Annotated in this window: 21 protein-coding genes and 2 pseudogenes; 14 read left to right on the top strand and 9 right to left on the bottom strand. The window is 72.6% G+C overall.

Features of this window, described 5'->3' with window-relative positions:
- The first annotated feature begins 18 nt into the window (after nt 1-18).
- The 3 genes and pseudogenes from ACFZCP_RS34525 to ACFZCP_RS34515 all read left to right on the top strand — a co-directional run bounded on the left by ACFZCP_RS34525 (nt 19) and on the right by ACFZCP_RS34515 (nt 2,491).
- Nucleotides 19-612: a transglutaminase domain-containing protein gene (locus ACFZCP_RS34525; RefSeq protein WP_391435497.1), complete on the top strand. Its 594-nt coding sequence runs from the start codon at nt 19-21 to the stop codon at nt 610-612.
- A gap of 10 nt (nt 613-622) precedes the next feature.
- Nucleotides 623-1,332 (top strand): annotated as a pseudogene (locus ACFZCP_RS34520) (B3/4 domain-containing protein).
- Nucleotides 1,333-1,366: 34 nt separating this feature from the next.
- Nucleotides 1,367-2,491 (top strand): hypothetical protein, encoded by a 1,125-nt coding sequence (locus ACFZCP_RS34515; RefSeq protein ID WP_391435492.1) that lies wholly within the window; start codon nt 1,367-1,369, stop codon nt 2,489-2,491.
- A 366-nt stretch (nt 2,492-2,857) separates the two neighbouring features.
- On the opposite strand, the gene ACFZCP_RS34510 is transcribed toward ACFZCP_RS34515, so the two are convergent.
- Nucleotides 2,858-3,586: a 1-acyl-sn-glycerol-3-phosphate acyltransferase gene (locus tag ACFZCP_RS34510; RefSeq protein ID WP_391435489.1), complete on the bottom strand. Its 729-nt coding sequence runs from the start codon at nt 3,584-3,586 to the stop codon at nt 2,858-2,860.
- A 208-nt stretch (nt 3,587-3,794) separates the two neighbouring features.
- Here ACFZCP_RS34510 and ACFZCP_RS34505 point away from each other — a divergent pair, with 208 nt between their 5' ends.
- The 4 genes from ACFZCP_RS34505 to ACFZCP_RS34490 all read left to right on the top strand — a co-directional run bounded on the left by ACFZCP_RS34505 (nt 3,795) and on the right by ACFZCP_RS34490 (nt 6,946).
- On the top strand, nt 3,795-4,187 hold the full coding sequence (locus tag ACFZCP_RS34505; protein ID WP_391435486.1) for a thioredoxin domain-containing protein: 393 nt from the start codon (nt 3,795-3,797) through the stop codon (nt 4,185-4,187).
- A 228-nt stretch (nt 4,188-4,415) separates the two neighbouring features.
- Nucleotides 4,416-4,925 carry a flavin reductase gene (locus ACFZCP_RS34500; protein ID WP_391435483.1) on the top strand — a complete coding sequence of 170 codons (510 nt, stop codon included), beginning with the start codon at nt 4,416-4,418 and terminating at the stop codon, nt 4,923-4,925.
- 219 nt (nt 4,926-5,144) lie between these two features.
- Nucleotides 5,145-5,930, top strand: a complete 786-nt coding sequence (locus tag ACFZCP_RS34495) for an electron transfer flavoprotein subunit beta/FixA family protein (protein ID WP_362685547.1) — start codon at nt 5,145-5,147, stop codon at nt 5,928-5,930.
- Between the two features lie 53 nt (nt 5,931-5,983).
- Nucleotides 5,984-6,946 carry an electron transfer flavoprotein subunit alpha/FixB family protein gene (locus ACFZCP_RS34490; protein ID WP_362685544.1) on the top strand — a complete coding sequence of 321 codons (963 nt, stop codon included), beginning with the start codon at nt 5,984-5,986 and terminating at the stop codon, nt 6,944-6,946.
- A 55-nt stretch (nt 6,947-7,001) separates the two neighbouring features.
- Here ACFZCP_RS34490 and ACFZCP_RS34485 read toward each other — a convergent pair whose 3' ends face one another.
- The gene (locus tag ACFZCP_RS34485; RefSeq protein ID WP_362685541.1) at nt 7,002-7,907 is read right to left on the bottom strand and encodes an endonuclease/exonuclease/phosphatase family protein; all 906 of its coding nucleotides are present in this window, start codon (nt 7,905-7,907) and stop codon (nt 7,002-7,004) included.
- A gap of 294 nt (nt 7,908-8,201) precedes the next feature.
- On the opposite strand from ACFZCP_RS34485, the gene ACFZCP_RS34480 reads away from it, so the two are divergent.
- Nucleotides 8,202-9,521, top strand: a complete 1,320-nt coding sequence (locus ACFZCP_RS34480; RefSeq protein WP_391435476.1) for a DUF6986 family protein — start codon at nt 8,202-8,204, stop codon at nt 9,519-9,521.
- A gap of 165 nt (nt 9,522-9,686) precedes the next feature.
- Nucleotides 9,687-11,690 (top strand): annotated as a pseudogene (locus tag ACFZCP_RS34475) (protein kinase).
- Here the strand turns inward: ACFZCP_RS34475 and ACFZCP_RS34470 are convergent.
- Both ACFZCP_RS34470 and ACFZCP_RS34465 read right to left on the bottom strand, forming a co-directional pair.
- Nucleotides 11,636-12,430: a hypothetical protein gene (locus ACFZCP_RS34470; protein WP_391435473.1), complete on the bottom strand. Its 795-nt coding sequence runs from the start codon at nt 12,428-12,430 to the stop codon at nt 11,636-11,638. The pseudogene ACFZCP_RS34475 and the gene ACFZCP_RS34470 overlap by 55 nt on opposite strands.
- Before the next feature lie 7 nt (nt 12,431-12,437).
- Nucleotides 12,438-13,487, bottom strand: a complete 1,050-nt coding sequence (locus tag ACFZCP_RS34465; RefSeq protein ID WP_391435470.1) for a substrate-binding domain-containing protein — start codon at nt 13,485-13,487, stop codon at nt 12,438-12,440.
- A gap of 216 nt (nt 13,488-13,703) precedes the next feature.
- On the opposite strand from ACFZCP_RS34465, the gene ACFZCP_RS34460 reads away from it, so the two are divergent.
- Nucleotides 13,704-14,657, top strand: a complete 954-nt coding sequence (locus ACFZCP_RS34460) for an ROK family protein (RefSeq protein WP_391435466.1) — start codon at nt 13,704-13,706, stop codon at nt 14,655-14,657.
- A gap of 40 nt (nt 14,658-14,697) precedes the next feature.
- Here ACFZCP_RS34460 and ACFZCP_RS34455 read toward each other — a convergent pair whose 3' ends face one another.
- Entirely contained in the window at nt 14,698-16,716 is a 2,019-nt protein-coding gene (locus ACFZCP_RS34455) for an NPCBM/NEW2 domain-containing protein (protein WP_391435463.1), read from the bottom strand.
- A 209-nt stretch (nt 16,717-16,925) separates the two neighbouring features.
- On the bottom strand, nt 16,926-17,279 hold the full coding sequence (locus tag ACFZCP_RS34450; protein ID WP_391435459.1) for a hypothetical protein: 354 nt from the start codon (nt 17,277-17,279) through the stop codon (nt 16,926-16,928).
- 279 nt (nt 17,280-17,558) lie between these two features.
- Between ACFZCP_RS34450 and ACFZCP_RS34445 the strand changes: the two genes are divergently transcribed.
- Together ACFZCP_RS34445 and ACFZCP_RS34440 are read left to right on the top strand one after the other, a co-directional pair.
- A complete protein-coding gene (locus ACFZCP_RS34445; protein WP_391435455.1) occupies nt 17,559-17,750 on the top strand; it encodes a hypothetical protein in 192 nt (63 codons plus the stop codon).
- A gap of 135 nt (nt 17,751-17,885) precedes the next feature.
- Nucleotides 17,886-18,941 carry an NUDIX domain-containing protein gene (locus ACFZCP_RS34440; RefSeq protein WP_362685514.1) on the top strand — a complete coding sequence of 352 codons (1,056 nt, stop codon included), beginning with the start codon at nt 17,886-17,888 and terminating at the stop codon, nt 18,939-18,941.
- Nucleotides 18,942-19,294: 353 nt separating this feature from the next.
- Here ACFZCP_RS34440 and ACFZCP_RS34435 read toward each other — a convergent pair whose 3' ends face one another.
- Complete coding sequence (locus ACFZCP_RS34435) at nt 19,295-20,008, bottom strand: MBL fold metallo-hydrolase (RefSeq protein ID WP_391435451.1); 714 nt, start codon at nt 20,006-20,008, stop codon at nt 19,295-19,297.
- Between the two features lie 62 nt (nt 20,009-20,070).
- Nucleotides 20,071-21,426 carry a M20/M25/M40 family metallo-hydrolase gene (locus ACFZCP_RS34430; protein ID WP_391435448.1) on the bottom strand — a complete coding sequence of 452 codons (1,356 nt, stop codon included), beginning with the start codon at nt 21,424-21,426 and terminating at the stop codon, nt 20,071-20,073.
- A gap of 133 nt (nt 21,427-21,559) precedes the next feature.
- On the opposite strand from ACFZCP_RS34430, the gene ACFZCP_RS34425 reads away from it, so the two are divergent.
- Complete coding sequence (locus ACFZCP_RS34425) at nt 21,560-22,801, top strand: geranylgeranyl reductase family protein (RefSeq protein WP_391435445.1); 1,242 nt, start codon at nt 21,560-21,562, stop codon at nt 22,799-22,801.
- Here ACFZCP_RS34425 and ACFZCP_RS34420 read toward each other — a convergent pair.
- Nucleotides 22,791-23,246 (bottom strand): nitroreductase/quinone reductase family protein, encoded by a 456-nt coding sequence (locus ACFZCP_RS34420; protein ID WP_391435442.1) that lies wholly within the window; start codon nt 23,244-23,246, stop codon nt 22,791-22,793. The two genes, ACFZCP_RS34425 and ACFZCP_RS34420, sit on opposite strands and share 11 nt — an antisense overlap.
- A gap of 143 nt (nt 23,247-23,389) precedes the next feature.
- Between ACFZCP_RS34420 and ACFZCP_RS34415 the strand changes: the two genes are divergently transcribed.
- A complete protein-coding gene (locus ACFZCP_RS34415) occupies nt 23,390-24,082 on the top strand; it encodes a WHG domain-containing protein (protein ID WP_391435437.1) in 693 nt (230 codons plus the stop codon).
- The last annotated feature ends 4 nt before the right edge of the window (nt 24,083-24,086 follow it).

Below are 24,086 nucleotides of genomic sequence, written 5' to 3'. Positions count from 1 at the left end.
TTTCTATGCTCTGCGGCCATGGAGCTGATCCAGAACACCGCCGACCTGTCCGCATACTTGGCCGCGAATGAGGCCGTTGACCACCATCACCCCGTGGTGCGCCAGACCGCCGCCCGCCTCGCCGAGGGGGTCGCTGACTCGTATGCCTATGCGCGGGCCGCCTATGAATTCGTGCGCGACGCCATCCCCCACTCCGCCGACGCCGGCGATCCGCGCGTCACCTGGCGCGCCTCGGACGTGCTGGAGCAGCGCACCGGCATCTGCCACGCCAAGGCGCACGCGCTGGCCGCGCTGCTGCGCGCCGAGGACATCCCCACTGCCCTCTGCTACCAGCGGCTGTTGCATGACGACGGCGGCGGTCATGCCGTGCACGGGCTGGTCGCCGTGCGCTTCCGCAGTGCCTGGCACCGGCAGGATCCCCGCGGGAACAGGCGGGGCGTGGACGCACAGTTCTCCCTGGACGGCGAGCGGCTGGCCTGGATCCCGGACCGGCAGTCCAATGAGTTGGACTATCCGGTCCTGTACGCTGAACCGCATCCGGCCGTCCTCGGCGCGCTGCAATCCGCCCCGGACCGGTCGCACCTGTGGCAGACGCTTCCCAGCACCCTCTGAGGCGAGACAGATGACGTTCACGCTCACCGTGTCCGACGAGGTACGCACCCTCGTGCCCGGCTTCACCCACGTGGCGATCGAGGCCCACGGCCTCGTCAACGGACCCAGCACCGAGGAGAGCTCGGCTCTGCTGGACGAGGCGGCCCGGCGTCTCGCGAAACGCCTGGCGGGACGGGCGCCGCACGAGGACCCGCACATGGTCGCCTGGCGCGATGCGTACACCGCCTTCGGCGCCAAGCCGTCGCGTACCCGCAACTCGGCCGAGGCGCTGGCCAAGCGCGCCCTGAGCGAGGCCGGACTGCCCCGGATCAACCTCCTCGTGGACCTCACAACGCGATCAGCGTGGCCCGGCTGATCCCCGTCGGCGGCGAGGACGTCGACCGCATCCGGGGCGGTATGCGGCTGGTGCGGGCCACCGGCGAGGAGGACTTCGTGACCGTCGCGGGCGGTGCGGAAACGGTCGAACATCCCGAGGCGGGGGAGGTGGTGTGGTGCGACGACTCCGGCGTGACCTGCCGCCGCTGGAACTGGCGCCAGGGCCCGCGCACCCGGCTCACCGAGGAGACGGTCTCCGGTATCTTCCTGCTGGAGACGCTCGCCCCGATGCCGGTCGCCGAGGCGGAGTCGGCCGCCGCGGAACTCGCGGAGCTGCTGGAGAAGTTCAGCCCCACGGCCCGCATCCAGGTGCACCCTCCGGCCCCGGCCGGGACCCCCGCCTGACCCGCACCCCGTCGCGCTCGCCAATCTCCCCGTCATGAGTGACGGCGGGCGCGTGCTGGGCCGGGTCGTGGACGCCGCCACCCGCGCCACGGCCCCCGGCAGACCGCACACCACGGCCCAGGCCGGCGCCGTCTACGTCGTCGCCGTGGTCTACGGCGACCGTGACGTACCGCCGGGCATGGAGCCGGGCCTGGCCCGGATGATCGCCGGGTACGTCGCCGATACCGACCCGTTCAGCGGCATGGACGACGATGTCAACACCCCGGCGGTCTCCGGCGAGTCCGCCCACGGCCGCTTCCTCGACCCGCAGGAGGCGCACCCGGCCTTCGGGTTCAGCTACTCGGGCGCGCTCTGTACCGACCCCGGCCGGCTGTTCCAGCGGCTGGCCGGGGATCCCGAGGCCTTCGGGATCCTGTACGACGCGGAGCGCGCCTACTTCGCGTACTACCTGGAGCGGCTCACCCGCCAGGGCACCGACCCGGACGCCCGTCCGCAGAAGGGGCGGGGAGCCGAACCCTCCGACGCCACTCTCGGGCCCGATCTCGACCTTGAGGAAATCGGCCGCCACATCGGTGCCCTGATGAACGTCAGGGCGAGCGGCGCCCGCGACGGCACCATCTCCGACCTCGCCGCCTACGACGCGGCCGTGAGGGTCTTCCACGAGGCGTCGGTACCGGTCGTCAGGTCGCAACGCCCCGTCGGAGCCCTGTTGTTCACCAGTACCGCGACACTCCATCGCTCGGCGTGGGGCACCCGCGCACGGGTCGCCCAGCCGCAGGCGGTGTCGCCGGCCCGGGTGACCGGGATCGCCGCCGGCCGCTGCTCGGAATCCGGCGGGGCGATGTCGCCCTTCGGCACCACCAGCGGATCGGCACCGCAACCGAGCCGGTCCGAGGCGGAGTTGACGCGGGCGACGGCAGCCTCGTACGCGGCATGGGTGGTGTTTGCCGAGGCGTGGCCCAGGGCGACACTCGCCAGCAGCATTCGCTGCCTGCCTTCGGCGTCCCTGCCCAAGTCCGGGCACCGCAGCAGGAACTGGAGGTCGCCGAAGTCGTCCATGAACCCGGGCAGCCCCTCGGCCAGTGGCTGCTGGGCGGAGAAGCCCGCCTGCGGAAAGGCGTCCAGGAACACTCCGTCCTGGTCGTCGCGCCGGGTGTAGGCATCCATCCGGACCACGAGCGTGCCGTCCCCGTTCTCCTGGAAGCGCAGGCTGCACCGGTAGTCGCCCAGGCGCTGTGGGACGCCGCGTCCACCGTGGTCAGATGGCCGCCGGGCGCCGCCAGTTGCCGTACCGCACCCGCGGGCAGCGCCCCGTCGCAGGCCGTGCGCACCAGCCACCAGTCCTTGACGTACGGCGCCGCGAACCACCCGCCCAGGGCGAGAGTCGCCGCAACCGCCCACGCCGCCTTCATCCAGCGCCGCATCGATACGCCCCCGTAGCGCAGTCGTTCCGGAGAGTCGGCGAAGCAATCCCGTTACGACCGCGAACCCTGTCGAGGGGCGTGCGCCGTCCCGCGGCCGGGTGTCAGCGGGCGTCGGCCGCCTTCAGCTGCTCCACCGTCGGCGCCGTACCGCCGAGGTGGGCCGGCAGCCACCAGGAGTCCTCCGTGCCCTTGGGGCGGGCGGGGTAGGCGCGCTGTGCGGCCTCCAGCAACTCCTGGACGCCCTCGCGCAGGCGGCGGCTGATGGCTCCCGCGTACTGGTCGCGGGGCGCCTCGACCGGCTCGCCGACCCGGATGGTGATCGGGGTGTGGCTGCGCTTGAAGTTGCGCGGCTGGCCCTTGGTCCACAGCCGCTGCGTCCCCCACACCGCCATCGGGACGAGCGGGACGCCCGCGTCCTGGGCGAGACGGGCCGCGCCCGACTTGAAGCTCTTCAGGGTGAAGGACTGCGAGATCGTGGCCTCCGGGAACACCCCGACGACCTCGCCGGAGCGCAGCGAGTCCAGGGCGTGCGCGTACGCCGCGTCGCCCTGCTTGCGGTCCACCGGGATGTGCTTCATGCCGCGCATCAGCGGCCCGGACACCTTGTGACGGAAGACCGAGTCCTTCGCCATGAAGCGCACCAGGCGCTTCTGCGGCAGAGCCGCCAGGCCGTTGAAGATGAAGTCCAGGTAGCTGATGTGATTGCTCACCAGCACGGCGCCGCCCGAGCGCGGGATGTTCTCCGACCCCTGGCAGTCGATCTTCAGGTCCCAGGCCTTGAACAGCGTCTTGGCGAGACCGATGACGGGACGGTAGACCAACTCTGCCATGGGCGGGGCGGACCCTTTCTGCTCTGCTCGGGAAAGGGATCCCGGCGGGAAAGTTACGCAGCCGTAGGTTTACGGCGTCTCGCAGATCGTGCCCGAAGAACGGACGGGTAGCCAGTCCTGGTGCCTCGCGACGGGGAGATTCTCGTCACGTCGGCCCAATGTCCCACCTCGGATCTTCCGGGTGCGGGAATCTCCGCGGCCCCCCTGCATGCTGGTGCGGAAGAAGACCGGATCGGCGGAGCGGAGGGCGCGGGTGCGCGGGCGGAACGACGGTGAGCGGCTCGGGGCGGCCGAGCTGGGCGGTGAACGGGGGGAGCGGGCCACGCTGGTGCAGTTCTCCAGTGCCTTCTGCGCACCCTGCCGGGCCACCCGGCGCGTCCTTGCCGAGGTGGCCGGGATGGTCCCCGGCGTGACCCACGTCGAGATCGACGCCGAGGCCCGTCTGGAACTCGTCCGCGAGTTGGGGATCGTCAGGACGCCCACCGTGCTGGTCCTCGACGCGGACGGCCGGGTGGTGCGGCGGGCCGCCGGGCAGCCGCGCAGGGCCGATGTGATCGCGGCGCTGGGGGAGGCGGTGCAGGGACGTCCGAAGGCCCGGTGAGGCTTCCGGGGGTGCCGTGGGGCCCTTCGGGAACACGGTGAGGCATCTCCCAGATACCGGAACGAACTTGACTGCACGCGCCACCCATCGTCAGCCTGACCCTATGCCGATGGAACTCCTTCTCTTCTCGCGGGTCCATGTCGACCTGGCCCGCACCGCGAGCGCGCGCTGTACGGGCTGTTGAGCAGCACCGGTCCAGCCCGCCCCGCCTCGCAGAAGGACAACTCCATGACGGCCACGCCCGACCTCGGCACCTTTCAGCTCGCCTCTCCCGACCTGCTGCGCTCCGCCTTCCGCCGGCATGCCGCCGGTGTCGCTGTGATCACGGCGCGCGGTGCCCGCGGCCCGGTCGGCTTCACCGCGACCTCCCTCACCTCGGTCTCCGCCGAGCCCCCGCTCCTCTCCTTCGGCATCGGCACCGGCGCCTCCAGCTGGCCGGCCGTCGCCGAGGCGGAGCACGTCGGCATCCACATACTCGGCGAGCACCAGCGCGAGCTGGCCGCCACCTTCGCGCGCAGCGGCGCCGACCGTTTCGGAGCGCCCACCGCCTGGCGGGAGGGGCCGGAAGGCGTCCCCGTCCTGGACGACGTGCTGGTCTGGCTCGTCTGCCGGATCGTCGGGCGCGTCCCGGCCGGTGATCACCGGATCGTGCTCGCCGAGGTGGTCCTCGGCGACTCCACCGGCACCGGGAACCCCCTGCTGTACCACCAGGGCCGCTTCAACGGCCTGCGGGATTGATCACGCACCGCCCCACCTGCGAAGCCGTCGAGTTCCGGTTACGCTGCGTTGCGAAGGTCACAGTTCAAAGCGCTTGCTTAGCGGGCATGAACTGGGTGTACTGGCGAGTAATATTTCGGTCGGAGCGCGCCGACGCCCCGACCGGGATCGGCCGCTTGAGGCGCCTATGCTGCCTCCAAGAGGCAGCCCGGAAATAGACGATGCAGTAGGAGAGCCGGCGTGAGCTTGAGGATCGTTGTCACTGTGAAGTACGTGCCCGACGCCACTGGCGACCGGCACTTCGCCGATGACCTGACCGTCGACCGCGACGACGTGGACGGTCTGCTCTCCGAGCTGGACGAGTATGCGGTCGAGCAGGCGCTGCAGATCGCCGAGGACGCGGACGACGCCGAGGTCACCGTCCTGACCATCGGTCCCGAGGACGCCAAGGACGCGCTCCGCAAGGCCCTGTCGATGGGTGCCGACAAGGCCGTCCACGTCGAGGACGACGACCTGCACGGCACCGACGCCATCGGCACCTCCCTGGTCCTGGCCAAGGCGATCGAGAAGGCCGGTTACGACCTGGTCATCTCCGGCATGGCCTCCACCGACGGCACCATGGGCGTCGTTCCCGCGCTGGTCGCCGAGCGTCTGGGCGTCCCGCAGGTCACCCTGCTCTCCGAGGTCTCCGTCGAGGACGGCACGGTCAAGGGCCGCCGTGACGGCGACGCCGCCAGCGAGCAGCTGGAGGCCTCCCTCCCGGCCGTCGTCTCCGTCACCGACCAGTCGGGCGAGGCGCGCTACCCGTCCTTCAAGGGCATCATGGCGGCCAAGAAGAAGCCGGTGGAGTCCTGGGACCTGTCCGACCTGGACATCGAGGCCGAGGAGGTCGGTCTCGACGGCGCGTTCACCAAGGTCGAGGCCGTGGCCGAGCGTCCGGCCCGCACGGCCGGCACCATCGTCAAGGACGAGGGCGAGGGCGGCAAGCAGCTCGCTGAGTTCCTCGCGAGCCAGAAGTTCATCTAAGGGCTCGCCCCCGCTGACCGCCCCTCAACTTCGTTACGCAGGAGAGCAATCCCATGGCTGAAGTCCTCGTCTACGTCGACCACGTGGACGGTGCCGTCCGCAAGCCCACTCTTGAGCTGCTGACCCTGGCCCGCCGCATCGGCGAGCCCGTCGCCGTCGCGCTGGGCAACGGCGCCGCCGACACCGCCGCCGCGCTCGCCGAGCACGGTGCGGTGAAGGTCCTCACCCACGAGGCCGCCGAGTACGCCGACTACCTGGTCGTCCCGAAGGTGGACGCCCTGCAGGCCGCCCACGAGGCCGTCTCCCCGGCCGCCGTGCTGGTCCCGTCCTCCGCCGAGGGCAAGGAGATCGCCGCCCGTCTGGCGCTGCGTATCGGCTCCGGCATCATCACCGACGCCATCGACCTGGAGGCCGGCGACGAGGGCCCGGTGGCCACCCAGTCGGTGTTCGCCGCGTCCTTCACCACCAAGTCGCGTGTCATCAAGGGCACCCCGGTCATCACGGTCAAGCCGAACTCGGCCGCCGTCGAGGCCGCCCCGGCCGCCGGTGCGGTCGAGGCCCTGTCCGTCTCCTTCTCCGAGAAGGCGACCGGCACCAAGGTCACCGGCCGTACGCCGCGTGAGTCGACCGGCCGTCCGGAGCTGACCGAGGCCGCGATCGTGGTCTCCGGTGGCCGTGGCGTCAACGGCGCCGAGAACTTCTCGATCATCGAGGCGCTCGCCGACTCCCTCGGCGCGGCCGTCGGCGCCTCGCGTGCCGCGGTGGACGCCGGCTGGTACCCGCACACCAACCAGGTCGGCCAGACCGGCAAGTCGGTCTCCCCGCAGCTGTACATCGCCAACGGCATCTCCGGTGCGATCCAGCACCGTGCCGGTATGCAGACCTCGAAGACGATCGTGGCCGTCAACAAGGACGCGGAGGCCCCGATCTTCGACCTGGTCGACTACGGCGTGGTCGGCGACCTCTTCGACGTCGTCCCGCAGCTGACCGAGGAGATCAAGACCCGCAAGGGCTGATCGCCGGCAGATCGTACGAGGCCCCCGTGACCACCGTGGTCACGGGGGCCTCGGCTCATCCCAGGCCGAGCCACGCCTGGACGGGAAGGTGGTCGCTGGGGAACTGGCCGTCCACGGAGAAGGTGTTGACCGCCGCCCGGTGCACGGTCACCCCCGGCGTGGCCAGGATCCAGTCGATGCGGTCGCCGCCCGGCGTGAGCGGCTTGTAGCCGTGGAAGGTGCCGTACGGCGCGCTGCGTTCGGCCGCGCTGTCCCAGGTGTCGACGAGCCCGGCGCCCAGCATCGTGTCGTAGACCGTGTTCCGGTGGGCCGCGACATTGAAGTCGCCGGTCACCACGACCGGCAGGGAGCGGTCGAGGGCGGCGATCCGCTGGGCCATCAGGGCGGCACTGTGCTCGCGTGCGGACTGGCTCGCGTGGTCGAAGTGGGTGTTGAGCAGGTAGAACTCCCGGCCGCCGTCGCGCAGGTCCCGGAAGCGGACCCAGGTGACGATGCGCGGGAAGGCGGCGCCCCACGTGTTGGACCGGATCACCTCCGGGGTGCCGGAGAGCCAGAAGGTGTAGTGCTCGACGGGGGCGAGGCGCCGGACGTCGTAGAAGACCGCCGCGGACTCGTCGCGGCTGCCGCCCTCGCGGCCGGTGCCGATCCAGTCGTAGCGCGCTCCGAGGCCGGCTTCGATGTCGCGCAGCTGCTGGTACAGGCCCTCCTGGGTGCCCAGGACATGGGGGTGCTCGCGCCGCAGCAGATCGCGCATCACCGGCCTGCGGTCGGCCCAGCTGTTGGGCTCGGCGGTGCTCGCGAAGCGCAGATTGAACGACATGACCTCCAGGCGGGGGGCTCGGCGTGCCGCCGCCGACGCGGACGGGGCGGGCAGCGCCGCACTGGAGAGCGGCACGGTGACCGCAGCGGCCAGCGTGGCCTTCAGGCCCACACGTCGGGTGACTCGGCGTTGGTTCGGCATCGGGGCTCCTTCGGTGGGAATGCCGGACGCGCTGTGGAAATACCGGACGACTCCAGGAAATACCGGACGGGTGCGGTAATGGCCGGAAGAGCCGCCGGAAATGCGAACGGGTCGCGCACATGGCGCGCCGTGTCCATTCCCGGCGTGGTACCCGGATGCGTGGCATGGGCGTGAACATGGCGAAATGGCGGAGTGGCAGCATGGGGAAGTGAGTGTTGACCATCCCGAAGGTCGCCGGATAACTTCATTCTACGGATTGTTGATTCCGTAGAGCGGAAAATAGGAGGGTGTGGGATGGGGCAGGGCCAGCAGGAGCAGGGCCGGCAGCACAAGGTGGCGACGAGCCTCGCGGGTGCCGTCAGCGAGGAGATCAGCGCCTCCCTCGCGCCGGTCGACGCGGAGCTGGAGCGCCGCTACCCCGGTGACCCGGGCACCCGCCAGCCCGTGCACACCGTCTATGTCCCCGGTGACGCCTTCGCCGCCGACACCATCCGCTCCTGGGGCGACCAGGCCCTCGCGGCCCTCGACGAACACGCCCCGGACGCGGCCTCCTTCGCGGCCGTCCTCGGCCTGTCCGAGGACCTCGCCGAGCCCGTCTACTCCCGCGTCCGCGCCAAGCTGGAGCGCGAGCCCGTCGAGGACCTGCGTGTCGACTTCGAGGACGGCTACGGCCCCCGCCCCGACGCCGAGGAGGACGAGACGGCCGCCCGCGCCGCCCGTCTGATCGCCGAGGCCTGCAAGAACGGCACGGCCGCCCCGTACATGGGCATCCGCATGAAGTGCATGGAGGCCGCCGTACGCGAGCGCGGCATCCGCACCCTCGACGTCTTCCTCACCGGCCTCGTCGCGGCGGGCGGCCTGCCCGAGGGGCTGGTGCTGACCCTGCCGAAGGTGACGTACGCCGAGCAGGTCGGCGCGTTCGCCCGTCTCCTGGAGGCCTTCGAGAAGGTCCACGGTCTGGAGGCCGGGCGCCTCGGCTTCGAGATCCAGATCGAGACCAGCCAGTCCATCCTCGCCACCGACGGCACCGCGACCGTCGCCCGTATGATCCAGGCCGCCGAGGGCCGCGCCACCGGACTGCACTACGGCACCTTCGACTACAGTGCCTGCCTCGGCGTCTCCGCCGCCTACCAGGCCAGCGACCACCCCGCCGCCGACCACGCCAAGGCCGTCATGCAGGTGGCCGCCGCCGGCACCGGCGTACGCGTCTCGGACGGCTCCACCAACGTCCTGCCCGTCGGCCCGACCGAGAAGGTCCACGACGCCTGGCGGCTGCACTACGGCCTCACCCGTCGCGCCCTCGGCCGGGCCTACTACCAGGGCTGGGACATGCACCCCGGCCACATCCCGACCCGCTACGCGGCCGTCTTCGCCTTCTACCGCGAGGGCTTCGAGCAGGCGGCGGGCCGACTCGCCCGGTACGCCAACCGGGCGGGCGGCGACGTCATGGACGAGCCGGCGACCGCCAAGGCCCTCAGCGGCTATCTGCTGCGCGGGCTGGACTGCGGCGCCCTCGACATCGCCGAGGTCGCCCGGCTCAGCGGCCTGACCCGGGCCGACCTGGAGGCCTTCGCGGCCCCCCGGCGCGGCGACCTGACGGCCTTTGCCAAGTAGCGAAGCTGTCGCAGCCCCGGCCGCCCGCCGGCGCCGTCACCACCGCCCCGTAGTCTGAGCGCCGATCACCGAACAAGGCGGACGACGAACGGGGCGGCGGTGTCTTCGGGGGAGTACGGACCGGCTGCAGACGGTGCGGGACGGCGTGGCACGCACAACGACCAGGTGCCCGACGGCCAAGGGCGGGCCGGGCGCGGGGACACTGACGCCGTCGGCCGGCTGCTCGCCGGGGCTACCGGGTCGCCGCCCGGCTCGGCCGCGGTGGCATGGGGTCGTGTGGCGGGCGGTCGACGAGGTCCTCGGCCGCGAGGTCGCCGTCAAGGAACTGCGCACCTACACGGACGCCGCCGGGCCGGAGCTGTCCGAGCTGCGGCTGCGGATGCAGCGTGAGGCCCGCGCCGCCGCCCGGGTGCGCCACCCCGGCGTGGTCGCCGTGCACGACATCGCCGAGGTCGACGGACGCCCGCTGATCGTCATGGAGCTGATCGACGGGCCGTCCCTGGACGACGTCCTGCGCGAGCGCGGCACCCTCGACCCCCATGAGGCGGTCCGGATCGGCGCCGCGGTGACGGACGCGCTGGCCGCCGCACACCGCGCGGGTGTCCTGCACCGCGACGTAAGCCCGGCAACATCCTCCTGGACCGCTCCGGGCGGGTCGTCCTGACCGACTTCGGCATCGCCACCATGGAGGACCCGGGCGACGGCTCGGCCACCCACCTCACCCGCAGCGGCGAACTCGTCGGCTCCCTGGACTACTTGGCGCCCGAGCGCGCCCGGGGCGCCGTCCCCGGCCCCGCCTCCGACGTCTGGGCCCTGGGCGCCACCCTGTACGCGGCCGTCGAGGGCGCCTCGCCGTTCCGCCGTTCGTCCACCTACTCCACGCTCACCGCGATCGTCTCCGAGCCGCTTCCCGAGCCCCTGCGCGCGGGCCCCCTGGCACCGGTTCTGCGGCGCCTGATGGACAAGCGCCCGGACGGGCGCCCGGACGCGGACGAGGCCTTCGAGCTGCTGCGCGAGGTGGCCGGGACGAGGCCGCCGGACACCCCGACCGCCGCCCTGCGCGGCACGGCTCCACGCGGCCCCGAACCGACGGAACGCACCGCGCCGCAAGTGCCGCCGGGATTCGGCCCGCCGGCCCCGGGCGACGGCCTGCCGCCGGCACAGCCCTCGGGTCCGACCGCACCGACCGCGATGACTACGCCGACCGCACCGACCCCGGCGAGCGCGGGGACCATGCCGACCGCGGCCGGCGGGCCTTCCGCGCTGACCGGCCCGAGTGGCCCGAGTGCTCTGAGTGGCCCGAGTGGCCCGAGTGGTCCGACGGGCCCGACCCTCCGGACGGGGCAGGGCGGCCCGACAGGGCACGGCCCCGGCGGCTTCGAGCCCCTCGGCACCCCCGCCCCGCCGAACACCGGTGCCCGCACCCCCTGCACCGGCACCCCCGGCCCGTACACCCCGTCCTCCGCGCCCTACGTCGGCGCTCCCACCGGTCCCATGGGCGCCGCGTCCGCCGCGCCCCGGCGCAAGGGCCGCGCGCTGCTCGCCGCCGTCGCCGTGGTCGTCGTACTCGCCGCCGCGGGGGTCACCGTCGCCCTTCTGCACGACAAGGGGGAGCCCGGCCCGGCCGCGGCACCCGCCGGTTCCCGCAGCGGGGCCGGTGCCACGGGCCGGGCCGACACCGAGTGGTCCGCACAGCCGGATTCCACCCGCAGCGGCGCCGCGAAGAGCGCCGCACCCACGGACAAGACCGGCGGGGCGAGCGGCGGCGGGCCCACCCACCGCGCCTCCGCCTCCCCTTCCGTCTCCACGCCTGCCACGGACTCCGGCAGCCCCACGCGGGGTACCGGCACGGCGGGCGGCGGCACCGGCGCCCCGGCAAGCCCCGCCCCGGCCTGTCAGCCCGTCGGCGGTGGCAGGTACGACTGCCAGGTCTGGCGCACCGCGAAGTCCTACACGGCGTCCGGCGCAGAGGCGGGCGTCCTCAACGCGGGGACCAACTACTTCTACTGCCAGTCGAACCTGGGGCGCCGGGAGACGTACGACCGCTGGACCAACGTCTGGTGGGCGAAGACCGACGACGACAGCGGCCACACCGGCGTCTACATCAGCGACGTCTACCTCAAGGGCGGCGGCAACGACGCGCCGGTGCCCGGGCTCCCCGCCTGCTGACCGGCGGCGTACCGCTCCAGCCCGGACTCCGTCACCCACCGGTGCTCGGCGAACAGCCGCGTGCCCCGCGCACACAGGGTGACGTCGGCGCGGGCACGGGCACAGAACTCCTGCGGCGTGTCGCCGAACAGGTCCCTCAACGGGGCCGAGCCCCGGAGGAGTTCGGTGATCAGGGCGTGCTGGCCGGGATGCCCGCGCGGCGCACCGGCGCCGTTGTGCAGCACTCCGTGCCGGTTGACGTACGAGTACGCCCCGGGCAGGACCCGGCCGTCCGCCAGCTCGACACGGACGTCCGGCGCGGGCAGCCAGGTGCGGCGGAAGTTGCCGTCGGGCAGCGGTACGCCCTCGCTGGCGTCGATCACGTCCAGCTGCCGCGCATCGAGCCACAGGACGAACAGCTCGCGCGACGCGCGCGGCGACCCGACGGGCGAGGCGGAGACATAACCCAGCCGGCTGACGTGCGCGGACACGCCCACATCGAGCCCGTGCGCCCGGGCACGCACCATCGGCAGCGGGGAGGTGATGCCGAACTCCGCCATCTTGTGGCGCAGCTGTCCGGGACAGGCGTTGGAGCCGACCGCGAGGACGGGCACCCGGTCGTCGTGCACCAGGCGCTCCAGCGGCAGCATCCGGTCGCCATGCAGCAGCCCGGAATCCGCGGGCCAGGCGCCCGGATAGAGCAGCGGATGATCACGGGGCGCCTCGGCGAGGCCCAGTTCCTCCAGGGTGCGGCCGGTCATGGCCGGCTCACCCGGAGGGCGGCAGTTCGCCGGAGCCGCGGGTGATCAGTCGCGTGGGCAGCTCGATGCGCTCCGGTGCGACGAGGGAGCCGTCCAGCTGGCGGAAGAGGCGCTCGGCGGCGGTGCGGCCGAGGGCGGCCGCGTCCTGGGCGACGACCGTCACGCCCGGCTGGAGCAGGTCGGCCAGCTCGATGTCGTCGAAGCCGACGAGGGCGACCGGACGGGACTGCTCGGCGAGGACGCGGATCACGGTGACCGTCACCCGGTTGTTGCCCGTGAAGATCGCGGTGACGGGGGAGGGGCCCGCGAGCATCTCCTCGGCGGCCCGGCGCACCCGCACCGGATCCGTCTGGCCGAGGGACATCCACTGCTCCTCGACGGGTATCCCCGCGTCCTCCATGGCGGCCCGGTAGCCGCGCAGCCGCTCGGCCGCGGTGTGGATGCGGGGCATGTCGCCGATGAACCCGATCCGGCGGTGGCCGTGCGCGATCAGGTGGGCGACGCCGTCGCGTGCCCCGCCGTAGTTGTCGGACAGGACGACGTCGGCGTCGATCCGCCCGGCGGGGCGGTCCACGAACACGGTCGCCACGCCCGCCCGGATCTCCGGCTCCAGATAGCGGTGGTCGTCCCCGGCCGGGATCACCACCAGACCGTCCACCCGCCGCGCGCACAGCGCCAGCGCCAGCTCCTGCTCCCGCTCCGGGTCCTCGGCGCTGGAGCCGTTGATCAGCAGGGCCCCGTGTGCGCGGGCCACCTCTTCCACGGCACGGCTCAGCGGGCCGTAGAAGGGGTCGGCGAGATCCTCCAGGACCAGGCCGATGCTGGCGGTACGGCCCTTGCGCAGGACGCGCGCGCTGTCGTTGCGGCGGAAGCCGAGCGCGTCGATGGCCTCCTGGACACGGCGCTCGGTGTCGGGGGTGACCCCCGGTTCGCCGTTGACCACGCGGGACACCGTCTTCAGGCCGACCCCGGCGCGTGCGGCCACGTCCTTCATCGTGGGACGGTTGCCGTAGCGGGTCCCGGCGAGGCGCTCAGCACGGCGGGTGGTCTCGGGCACGATGCGCTGTCCTGTCCTGTCGTCCGGCGTTCCCCGGGAAGTGGGGTGCGCCGGTGCATGGATTCATATGAGGATGTGGCGTCGAGCATAGAGCCTGGACAACGTTGTCAGATGCGCGAGAGACTGTCCAGCGCTGTCTCCGGCCTGCGCCCCCACCGCTTGACCGGCCTGCTTCTGCTTCTGGTTCTCAAGGTTCAACGGGGAGATCTGACACTGATGCACACCGAACTCGTGGCGGCCCTGGACATCGGCGGTACCAAGATCGCCGGCGCGCTGGTGGACGGCCACGGACGGATCCAGGCGCGCGCACAGCGCGCAACGCCCGCTCAGCAGGACGGCGAAACGGTCATGCGGGCCGTCGAGGAGGTGCTCGGCGACCTCGCCGGGTCGCCCCTGTGGGGACGCGCCGGCTCGATCGGTATCGGCAGCGCGGGCCCGGTGGACGCCTCGGCGGGCACGGTCAGCCCGGTGAACGTGCCGGGCTGGCGTGACTTCCCGCTGGTCGAGCGGGTACATGCGGCGACCGGCGGCCTGCCGGTCGAGCTGATCGGCGACGGCGTGGCGATCACGGCCGCCGAGCACTGGCAGGGCGCCGCCCGCGGCCACGACAACGCGCTGTGCATGGTGGTCTCCACCGGCGTCGGCGGCGGCCTGGTCCTCGGCGGGCAGCTGCATCCCGGCCCGACCGGCAACGCGGGCCACATCGGCCACATCAGCGTCGATCTCGACGGCGACCCCTGCCCGTGCGGCTCGCGCGGCTGTGTCGAGCGCATCGCCAGCGGACCCAACATCGCCCGCCGCGCCCTGGAGCGGGGCTGGCGGCCGGGGCCCGACGGTGACGCCTCCGCCGCCGCCGTGGCCGCGGCGGCACGGGAGGGCGATCCGGTCGCCGTGGGCTCCTTCGAGCGGGCCGCGCAGGCCCTGGCCGCCGGGATCGCAGCCACCGCGACCCTGGTGGAGATCGACATCGCGGTGATCGGCGGGGGTGTCGGCAACGCCGGCGACATCCTGCTCGCGCCCCTGCGCAAGGCGCTCAGCGACTACGCGACGCTGTCCTTCGTGCGGCGGCTGACGGTCGCGCCCGCACAGATGGGCACGGACGCGGGACTCGTCGGTGCCGCCGCGGCCGCGCTGGCCCGCAGGCCGGACGCGACCGCAGCGGGGGTCTGAGCGATGCGCGGACCGGCGCCCGCAGCCCCCCGGAATCGTTTCAGCAGCTGAGCCGGGCGTCCGCCCAGTCCGCGTGGTCCGAGTCGATGCCGTCGCCGCCGTCGGTGACGACGAGCCGGACCACCTGAGCGCCGGTGACGTCGGCGGTGAGCGGCTGGGCGGGCTGGGCGTTGGTCAGCACACCGGTCGAGGCGACCTCGGTGCCGTCGGCCCAGATCTCGAAGGCGACGGTGCCTTTCGTGCCCTTCTCGTCGTCCACGCCGACGTCGGCCGTGACCTTCTCGCAGGCCTTGCCGGTGTAGTAGGAGACCTCGCTCTGCGCATGGACGCCGAGCCCCTTGGCGTACACCACGCCGTTCAGGGTGATCGGGTGGCCGTCGCCGGCGGCGCTCTCCCCGTTGCTGGTGTCGCGCTCGACCGGTCCCCAGCCGCTCGCCGCCGACAGCCACGGCAGATCGCTGAGGTGTGACGTCCCGGCGGGCGGCGGCAGTACGACGGACGCGGTCAGCGGGAGGGTGCTCACGACGCTCTCACCGGCCGGTGAGCGGTAACTCGCCCTGAGCGAGAGGTCGTACGACCCGGTCGGCGTTCCCGTCGGCGCGGTCACCGTCCAGCCGGTGCGCAGGGACCTGCCGGTGCCGAGGGCGGCGGCCGTGGCCGCCGAGGTGGGGCGGACGGTCCATCCGTGCGGGCCCGTCAGCGACACGGACACCCGGCGCGCGGGCGTGCGGCCCAGGTCGGTGACGGCGCTGGTCAGCGTGGCCGGGGTGCCCGCCTCCACCAGGGGACTCGCGTCGAGGCCCAGTTCCACGGCGGGCGGGTGGGCGGCCCAGCGGGTGTCGGCCGAGACGCGCAGCATGACCGTGCCATGGGCCGGGACGGTCGCGGCGACGGTGCCCGCGGTGTTGTAGCTGCGGTGCTGCCACAGGTCGCGCAGGGTGTAGCCGGGGGCGCCGGGCAGGCCGAGGGCGGCGGCGCTGGTGGCGATCCGCTGGGCGGAGCCGGACTCGTTGAACAGGGCGACCGCGCGGCTGCCGTCCTTCATCTCCTTGCCCACGACCCAGCGCCCGCCCGCGGAGGACACGACGGTGCCCTGCTTGCCCAGCGGGTCCTGGTCGACGGCGATGACCTCCTTGTTGTCCAGGATGTCGAAGGTCGCCGGGGAGGCCTTGCGCAGGTCGGTGCCGATGAGCAGCGGCGCGGCCATGACCGACCAGAGGGAGAAGTGCGAGCGGTAATCGGTGTCCGTCATGCCGCCGTTGCCGACCTCCAGCATGTCGGGGTCGTTCCAGTGGCCGGGGCCCGCATGGGGGGCGAGCGGGAGGTTCTGCTTGAGGATCGAGAGCATCGACCCCCAGCTGTCGCTGATGTCACCGGTGGTCCGCCACAGATGGCCGACGTCCGCCCACTCCCACGGCTTGTTCTCGCCCCATTCGCAGATGCTGTAGACGATGGGCCGGCCGGTCGCCTTGAGGGCGTCGCGCATGGTGCGGTAGCGCTGCTGGGCGTCGACGCCCAGGTTGTTGCAGTTGTCGTACTTGAGGTAGTCCACGCCCCAGTCGGCGAACTGCTGCGCGTCGCTGTACTCGTGGCCGAGCGCGCCCGGGAAGCCCGCGCTGTTGCAGGTCCTGAAGCCTGCGCTGGTGTAGATGCCGAGCTTGAGACCCTTGGCGTGGACGTAGTCCGCGACGGCCTTGATGCCGTGGGGGAAGCGGGCCGGGTCGGGCACGAGCTTGCCGTTCGCGTCGCGGTTCGGCAGGGCCCAGCAGTCGTCGAGGTTGACGTACCGGTAGCCGGCGTCCTTGAGGCCCTTGTCCACGAAGAGGTCCGCGATCCCCTCGACCATGGCTTCGTCGAAGCCGGGGCCGCACTGCGTGGAGTTCCAGTTGTTGAAGCCCATCGGCGGGGTGAGGGCGAGGCCGTCGGCCAGGGAGGGGGCGGCGGGCGGCCGGGTGGGGGCCGCGATCGCGGGGACGGCGAGGCCTGCCGCGCTCAGCAGCCCCGCGGCGAGCGCTGCGGCCACTCTTCGGCGGGTGGTGCGGGTGTGAGGGTGACGCATCGTTGACGTTCCTCCGACTCGCGGGAGATGAGATGACGGCATGTACGTGTCACCGGTGCGCGTTTACGGTAGGACGTGTCGGACTGTGTTGGAAGAGGTGCGTCAACATGGTTCGATATGCCGTCAGGTCTCCTGACAGCGGCGGAAGTCGAGGGATGACGGGACGGCCGGGCGTTTGATTGTGTTGGTTCCCCCGGCCGTCCGTGGCCTCAGTGGAACTCGTGCACGACGGCGATACGTCCCACGATGTGGGCGTTGAACTCGTCCAGCTCCTCGGCGGGAACCCACAGCTCCAGGATCGTCTCGCCGCCGGCCTGCCGGACGGGATAGCGGCCGAGGAACTCCGAGTCGACCTCGAAGCGGGTCACGAACCCGGCGCCGTCGTGCTTGACGTTCCAGTCGCGTGCGATCCTGATCGCGTAGTCCTCGTTGAGCACCGGGTAGAAGATCGGCTGCTCGGGCAGTCGAGGCGGCCACGCCCTCCACTCCAGCTCCCGCACGAGATCCAGCTCCTTGGGGCCGGTGGGACGCCAGAGGGTCGTCGTCGGGCGGGTGCTGCTCATGGCCGTCGTCTCTCCTGCTCGTGGTCCGCGGGCTGCCCGCGGTCCGGGACCCGGAGGATACCGGCGCCATGATCACCACGGCCACGAGGTTTCGCCCCGGCCGGGGGTGCATCCCCGCAGCCTCGGCCCGTAGCGCACCGCAGCCTCGGCCCGTAGCGCACAGCAGCCTCGGCTCGAAGGGCACAGCAGTCTCGTCGGAAGGGCACAGCAGTCTCGGCCCGAAGCGCACAATCGCCGCCCCGTGCGTGACTCCCGGGCGGTTGCGCAGTTCATCACGGCATGAAGAAACGCAGCATGCTCGCCCTCGCCTCCCTCGCCACCGGCTTCGTCGTGGCCGCCGTCACCCCGTCGCACTCCGCCGACCACGCACAACCCGGTGACCTCAAGGCCGCCGGCGCCCTCGACAACGCCGACCACGCGGCCGACCACGACGGCCCGGCCCACCACGACGACGCACCGGGCCAGGAGTAGCCCGAGCCGCCGGGCGCCGGTGTCCCCGCCGCAGGGGGCACCGGCGCTCTCGTGTGCGCGCCCTCAACCGAACGTGGTTTCCGTGGCAGGGTGGAGCGGGCAAGCCACAGGGGGCCAACAGAAGAGGGGGAGTCCGTGACCGTCGTCTGGATCAACGGCGCGTTCGGTGCGGGGAAGACCACCACCGCACGGGAACTGATCGAGCTGATCCCGAACAGCACGCTCTTCGACCCCGAGGTCATCGGCGGAGGGCTCGCACAACTGCTGCCGCCCAAGCGCCTCGCCGAGGTCGGCGACTTCCAGGACCTGCCGATCTGGCGCCGCCTCGTGATCGACACGGCGGCCGCGATGCTCGCCGAGCTGGGCGGGACGCTCGTGGTCCCCATGACCCTGCTGCGCCAGGAGTACCGCGACGAGATCTTCGGCGGTCTGGCCGCCCGCCGGATACCCGTACGCCATTTGCTCCTCGCCCCGGCCGAAACGATACTGCGCGAGCGGATAGCCGGGCGGGAGATCCCGCCGGACCTGCCCGACGGCGAGATGCGGGTACGGCAGTGGTCGTTCGACCACATCGAGCCCTACCGCGCCGCCCTGGGTTCCTGGCTCACCGCCGACGCCCACCTGGTCGACACCAGTGCCCTCACCCCGTACGAGACCGCCGTCCGCATCGCCGAGGCCGTCGGCAGCGGCTCCGCGCCGCCCTGCGACATCGTGCAGACCCCCGAGCCCACCGCCGAGACGCTGGCCGCCGGGGTGCTGCTCTTCGACGAGCACGACCGCGTACTCCTCGTCGACCCCACCTACAAGCCCGGCTGGGAGTTTCCCGGCGGCGTGGTCGAGCGCGGCGAGGCTCCCGCCCGCGCCGGCATCCGCGAGGTCGCCGAGGAGACCGGGATACGGCTGCGGGAGGTGCCGCGGCTGCTCGTCGTCGACTGGGAGCGGCCCGCACCCCCCGGCTACGGCGGACTGCGCCTGCTCTTCGACGGCGGCCGACTGGACTCCGCCGAGGCGTCGGGGGTGGTGCTTCCTGGGCCGGAGCTGCGGGCATGGCGCTTCGCCACCGAGCAGGAGGCGGCCGGAATGCTGCCGCCGGTCCGCTATGAGCGGCTGCGCTGGGCGTTGCGCGCCCGCGAGCGTGGAGCCGCGCTCTATCTGGAGGCCGGTGTCCCGGTCGCCGGTCAGGCCGCCTGAGCCGCACCCGGCCGACGGGCCGGCCCGAAGGGCGAGGCCGCGACGCGGTCGGGGGCGACGGACCGGGCGGTGGCGGCCGGGCCCCGTGACCGGCTGAGGGGCAGGGTGTCTGTCCGCCCGATCGTCTGACGGCACGGGGTGTCTGCCGACAGGGACCGGCCGACGGGGCAGGGGCGCGGCTGTCCCCTGTGATCGGCCGACGGGGCGGGGCGGCCGCCTGCTGTGATCGGCGAACGGGACGGCGCGGCCGCCTGCTGCGATCGGCTAAGGGGCAGGGCGGTCGTCCGTTGTGATCGGCCGCTGCCGGGCGGCTGTCCGCGATGGTCAGCCGGCCGGATGACGGTCGGCGGCGGTCAGCCGGCCGCAGGGCTGTCCGCCGCTGTCCGCAGCGCGGCCGAGGCCCCGCCCACCACCGGGTCGCCGTGCCCGAAGCAGGCCACGTCCGCGTCGAGGGACGCCAACCGGTGGAGGGAACCGAGGAGCCGGCCGCGGTCGAGGTTGAACACGCCCGGCATCACCGCCCCGTCGACCGGTGAGGCGGCCACCGTGTCGCCCGTGAACAGGACGCCCTCGTCGGGGACGAACACGGCGATGCTGCCGTCCGTGTGCCCGGGGACGTGGACCACCCGTGCCCCGCCGCCGAAGCCGAGCACATCGCCGTCGGACACGGGCGTCACGCCCCGCGGGGGCACCGGCTCGCCCTCGGGCAGGTGCCGTGACACCTCCGCGTGGACCGGCAGCTCCCAGTCCTCGAACCGCGGCGGCGGGCCGGGGCGTTCCCCCCGGACGAACGGCGCGTCCAGGTGGTGTGCCAGCACCTCGGCGCCGCTCAGCGCGGCGAACTCGCCCGCCCCGCCCGCGTGGTCCTCGTGGAAATGGGTCACCACGATCCGCGTCACGTCCCCGGGGGAGCGACCCAGCGCCGTGACCGCGTCGGCGATCGTCCGGCCCGAGCCGAGCACTCCCGCGTCGATCAGCGTCAGCTCCTCGTCGTCACGCCAGAGATAGGCCTGTCCGACGGCGAAGCGCAGGAGGTGGAGGCGGGGGAGCAGCTCGATGACGTCCATGCGCCGACCGTAGGCAGGGCCCCCGCCCCCGGGCGAGGGCTGTCTGCCGTGGGCAGAGGGGTTCAGCCCGCCGCGTAGTTGCGCAGGAACAGCGCCTCGGCGACCGACAGCCGCTCCAGCTCCTCGGGGGACACGCTCTCGTTGACCGCGTGGATCTGCGCCTCCGGCTCGCTCAGGCCGATCAGCAGGATCTCCGCCTGCGGGTACAGGCCCGCGAGGGTGTTGCACAGCGGGATGGAGCCGCCCTGGCCGGCGTACTGCATGGTCTCGCCCGGGTAGGCGAGAGCCATCGCGTCGGCCATCGCCTGGTAGGCGGGGCTGGAGGTGTTGGCGCGGAAGGCCTGGCCCTGGCCGATCTGCTCGGTCTGCACCCGGGCGCCCCACGGGGTGTGCGCCTCGACGTGCGCCTGGAGCAGCTTGGTCGCCTCCGCCGCGTCCACGCCCGGCGGCACACGCAGGCTGACCAGCGCGCGGGCGCTCGACTGCACGGACGGGGTGGCGCCCACCACCGGCGGGCAGTCGATGCCGAGCACGGTCACCGCCGGGCGGGCCCAGATGCGGTCGGCCACCGAGCCGCCGCCGATCAGACCGACCCCGTCCAGCACCCTGGCGTCCTTGCGGAACTGCTCCTCGGTGTACTCCAGGCCGTCCCACCGCTCGGTGGCGTCGAGACCGTCGACCGTGGTCGAGCCGTCCTCGGCGCGCAGCGAGTCCAGCACGCGGATCAGCGCGGCCAGCGCGTCCGGGGCGGCGCCGCCGAACTGGCCCGAGTGCAGGTTGCCGGCGAGGGTGTCCGTCTGGATCCGGATCAGCGTCATGCCGCGCAGCCTGGTGGTCACCGTCGGCAGGCCGACGCGGAAGTTGCCCGCGTCGCCGATGACGATGGTGTCGGCCTCCAGCAGCTCCGGGTGCTGCTCGGCGTACCGCTCCAGACCGCCGGTGCCCTGCTCTTCGGAGCCCTCGACGATGACCTTGACGTGGACGGGGACGCCGCCGTTCGCCTTCAGGGCGCGCAGCGCGAGCAGGTGCATGATCAGGCCGCCCTTGCAGTCGGCGGTGCCGCGGCCGTACCAGCGGCCGTCCCGCTCGGTCAGCTCGAACGGCGGGGTGGCCCAGCCGGCCTCGTCCAGGGGCGGCTGCACGTCGTAGTGCGCATAGAGGAGAACCGTTTTGGCGCCCTCCGGTCCCGGCAGCAGGCCGTACACCGACTGCGTGCCGTCCGGGGTGTCCAGCAGGGCCACGTCCTGGAAGCCCTCGGCCCGCAGGGCGTCGGCGATCCAGTTCGCGGCGCCTTCGCTCTCGCTCTTCGGGAACTGCGTGAAGTCCGCCACCGACTTGAAGGCGACCAGTTCGGTCAGCTCGGTCTTCGCTCGTGGCAGCAGCGAGGCGACGGTCTCGGCGACCGGATTCGACGACATGGGCACGCTCCTCGTGGGTGCGACGTTGAACTGCTGAGATAGACCGATCCTCCCACAGCTGCCTGCGACGACGGCCGCCGTAGGATGCGGGGGGACAGGTGCGGCAGCGGCTTGATCGGAGCAGTAGACCATCGTGAGCGGCGAGAACTCTTCGGCGGACGACGTGCAGCGGGTGTGGGACGTCGTCGTGGTGGGCGCGGGACCGGCGGGGGCCTCGGCTGCCTACGCGGCGGCGGTCGCGGGACGGTCCGTGCTGTTGCTGGAGAAGGCGGAGCTGCCCCGCTACAAGACCTGTGGCGGCGGCATCATCGGGCCCTCGCGCGACGCGCTGCCCCCCGGCTTCGAACTGCCCTTCCGGGACCGGGTGCACGCGGTCACGTTCTCGAACAACGGGCGCTTCACCCGCACCCGCCGCTCCAGGCACATGCTGTTCGGGCTCATCAACCGGCCCGAGTTCGACCAGCAGCTGGTCGAGCACGCGCAGAAGGCGGGTGCCGAGGTGCGCACGGGCGCCGCGGTGCAGCGGGTCGAGCAGCACGGCTCCGCGGTCCCGGACCGGCGCACGGTCGCCGTGGTCCTGCAGGGCGGGGAGACGGTGCTGGCCCGCGCGGTCGTCGGCGCCGACGGGAGCGCCAGCCGGATAGGCGCGCACGTCGGGGTGAAGCTGGACCAGGTCGACCTCGGTCTGGAGGCGGAGATCCCCGTCCCGGACTCGGTCGCCGAGGACTGGAAGGGCCGGATCCTCATCGACTGGGGCCCCATGCCGGGCAGTTACGGCTGGGTCTTCCCGAAGGGCGACACGCTGACGGTCGGCGTCATCTCGGCGCGCGGCGAAGGTGCGGCCACCAAGCGCTACTTGGAGGACTTCATCGCCCGGCTGGGCCTGGCCGGCTTCGAACCGAGCATCTCCTCCGGGCATCTGACCCGCTGCCGCGCCGACGACTCGCCGCTCTCCCGGGGCCGGGTGCTCGTCTGCGGTGACGCGGCGGGGCTGCTGGAGCCGTGGACCCGCGAGGGCATCTCCTTCGCACTGCGCTCGGGCCGGCTGGCGGGGGAGTGGGCCGTCCGGATCGCCGAGGCGCACGACGCCGTCGACACCCGTCGCCAGGCTCTGAACTACGCGTTCGCGATCAAGGCGGGGCTCGGCGTGGAGATGAGCGTCGGCAAGCGCATGCTGGCCGCGTTCGAGCGCCGTCCCGGTATCTTCCACGCGATCCTCACGGGCTTCCGTCCCGCATGGAAGGCGTTCAAGGAGATCACGCAGGGTTCGACGTCCCTGGGTGAGCTGTTCCGCTCCCGCCCGATCGCCCAGCGTGCCCTGACCGCGCTGGACCGGGGGCCGGCCGCCCCGGTGGAGGACACCGTCAGTTCGTGACGGTGATCCGGAAGACCGGGTGGTCGGGGGCGATCGCCAGGATCTCCTCGTCGGAGGAGGCGGCCGTGACGCCCGCGAAGTACTGCTTGACCTCCCAGCCCCACTTCTCCAGGTAGGTCCGCAGGATCGGGAGCTTCTCCTCGTCGGGAAGCTCCACCGCGGTGAACACGCGGGCCTTCCTGCCGGCCCGCAGCTCCCCGCCGCCGGCAACCCGCATGTTGCGCACCCACTGGGAGTGGCCGCGCGCCGAGACGAGGTACTGCCCGCCCTCGCAGGTGTGGGGGTTGACCGGGATGCGCTGCATCTTGCCGCTCTTGCGCCCGGGCACGGACAGTTCGGCGCTGCCCGCGAAGCCGAGCCCGAGCCGGGCGAGCCGGCCGACGATCCCGTTCACGCGCACGGTCATCGGGCTGCTCTTGATGTAGAACGGCGAAGAAGACGACATGGTGACCCCCACTGTTGGGAGAGCGGTGCTCTCGCTCGACTTCAGTGTGGGGGAGACGGGTGTCCAAAGCAAGAGCAGTGCTCTCTGATTTGTTCGGTGCTCTCGTTCGTGTGCACTGCTCTCGGTCGTGGCAGACTGCTCGTATGAGCACTGCACAGGGCGCCCGCGCGCGGGCCAGGACCGAGATCACGGCCGCCATCAAGGACGAGGCCCGCAGACAGCTCGCCGCGGAAGGTGCCGCCAAGCTCTCCCTGCGGGCCGTCGCCCGCGAGCTGGGCATGGTCTCCTCCGCGCTCTACCGCTACTTCCCGAGCCGCGACGACCTGCTGACGGCGTTGATCATCGATGCGTACGACTCCCTCGGCGAGGCGGCGGAGGCGGCTCACGCGAAGGTGGCCGACGCGGACTGTGCGCGGCGCTTCACGGCCGTGTGCGAGGCGGTCCGCTGCTGGGCGCTCGCCCATCCGCACGAGTACGCGCTGATCTACGGCTCGCCGGTGCCCGGCTACTCCGCCCCCGAGAGCACCGTGCGGGCGGCCTCCCGTGTCGGCCTGCTCCTCATCGGCATCGTCCGTGACGCCCGTCGGAGCCCCGGCCTCGCCGACCTGCCCCTGACGGCCGAGCTGCGCCCGGAGGCCGAGCGCATGGTCGCGGACTTCGCGCCCGACCTGCCTCCCGAGGCGGCGGTGGCGCTCGTGGCCGCCTGGGCCCAGTTGTTCGGACTGGTCGGCTTCGAGCTGTTCGGGCAGTTCCACCGGGTCGTGGAGGACCGGGAGACGTTCTTCCGGCAAGCGGCCGACCGGCTCGCCCGGAGCGTGGGACTGATCAGCCCCTGACGCC

This window comes from Streptomyces sp. NPDC007971 (assembly GCF_042958635.1).
Taxonomy (GTDB): domain Bacteria; phylum Actinomycetota; class Actinomycetes; order Streptomycetales; family Streptomycetaceae; genus Streptomyces.
Note: the sequence above shows the minus strand (reverse complement) of the source record. Positions and strands in the feature narration are given on the sequence as shown.

What these genes read in the sequence shown, in the direction of transcription:
- ACFZCP_RS34525 (WP_391435497.1), top strand. Translation starts at nt 19, where the DNA reads ATGGAGCTGATCCAGAACACCGCCGACCTGTCCGCATACTTGGCCGCG.
- ACFZCP_RS34515 (WP_391435492.1), top strand. Translation starts at nt 1,367, where the DNA reads ATGAGTGACGGCGGGCGCGTGCTGGGCCGGGTCGTGGACGCCGCCACC.
- ACFZCP_RS34510 (WP_391435489.1), bottom strand. Translation starts at nt 3,586, where the DNA reads ATGGCAGAGTTGGTCTACCGTCCCGTCATCGGTCTCGCCAAGACGCTG.
- ACFZCP_RS34505 (WP_391435486.1), top strand. Translation starts at nt 3,795, where the DNA reads ATGCTGGTGCGGAAGAAGACCGGATCGGCGGAGCGGAGGGCGCGGGTG.
- ACFZCP_RS34500 (WP_391435483.1), top strand. Translation starts at nt 4,416, where the DNA reads ATGACGGCCACGCCCGACCTCGGCACCTTTCAGCTCGCCTCTCCCGAC.
- ACFZCP_RS34490 (WP_362685544.1), top strand. Translation starts at nt 5,984, where the DNA reads ATGGCTGAAGTCCTCGTCTACGTCGACCACGTGGACGGTGCCGTCCGC.
- ACFZCP_RS34485 (WP_362685541.1), bottom strand. Translation starts at nt 7,907, where the DNA reads ATGCCGAACCAACGCCGAGTCACCCGACGTGTGGGCCTGAAGGCCACG.
- ACFZCP_RS34480 (WP_391435476.1), top strand. Translation starts at nt 8,202, where the DNA reads ATGGGGCAGGGCCAGCAGGAGCAGGGCCGGCAGCACAAGGTGGCGACG.
- ACFZCP_RS34470 (WP_391435473.1), bottom strand. Translation starts at nt 12,430, where the DNA reads ATGACCGGCCGCACCCTGGAGGAACTGGGCCTCGCCGAGGCGCCCCGT.
- ACFZCP_RS34460 (WP_391435466.1), top strand. Translation starts at nt 13,704, where the DNA reads ATGCACACCGAACTCGTGGCGGCCCTGGACATCGGCGGTACCAAGATC.
- ACFZCP_RS34455 (WP_391435463.1), bottom strand. Translation starts at nt 16,716, where the DNA reads ATGCGTCACCCTCACACCCGCACCACCCGCCGAAGAGTGGCCGCAGCG.
- ACFZCP_RS34450 (WP_391435459.1), bottom strand. Translation starts at nt 17,279, where the DNA reads ATGAGCAGCACCCGCCCGACGACGACCCTCTGGCGTCCCACCGGCCCC.
- ACFZCP_RS34445 (WP_391435455.1), top strand. Translation starts at nt 17,559, where the DNA reads ATGAAGAAACGCAGCATGCTCGCCCTCGCCTCCCTCGCCACCGGCTTC.
- ACFZCP_RS34435 (WP_391435451.1), bottom strand. Translation starts at nt 20,008, where the DNA reads ATGGACGTCATCGAGCTGCTCCCCCGCCTCCACCTCCTGCGCTTCGCC.
- ACFZCP_RS34430 (WP_391435448.1), bottom strand. Translation starts at nt 21,426, where the DNA reads ATGTCGTCGAATCCGGTCGCCGAGACCGTCGCCTCGCTGCTGCCACGA.
- ACFZCP_RS34420 (WP_391435442.1), bottom strand. Translation starts at nt 23,246, where the DNA reads ATGTCGTCTTCTTCGCCGTTCTACATCAAGAGCAGCCCGATGACCGTG.
- ACFZCP_RS34415 (WP_391435437.1), top strand. Translation starts at nt 23,390, where the DNA reads ATGAGCACTGCACAGGGCGCCCGCGCGCGGGCCAGGACCGAGATCACG.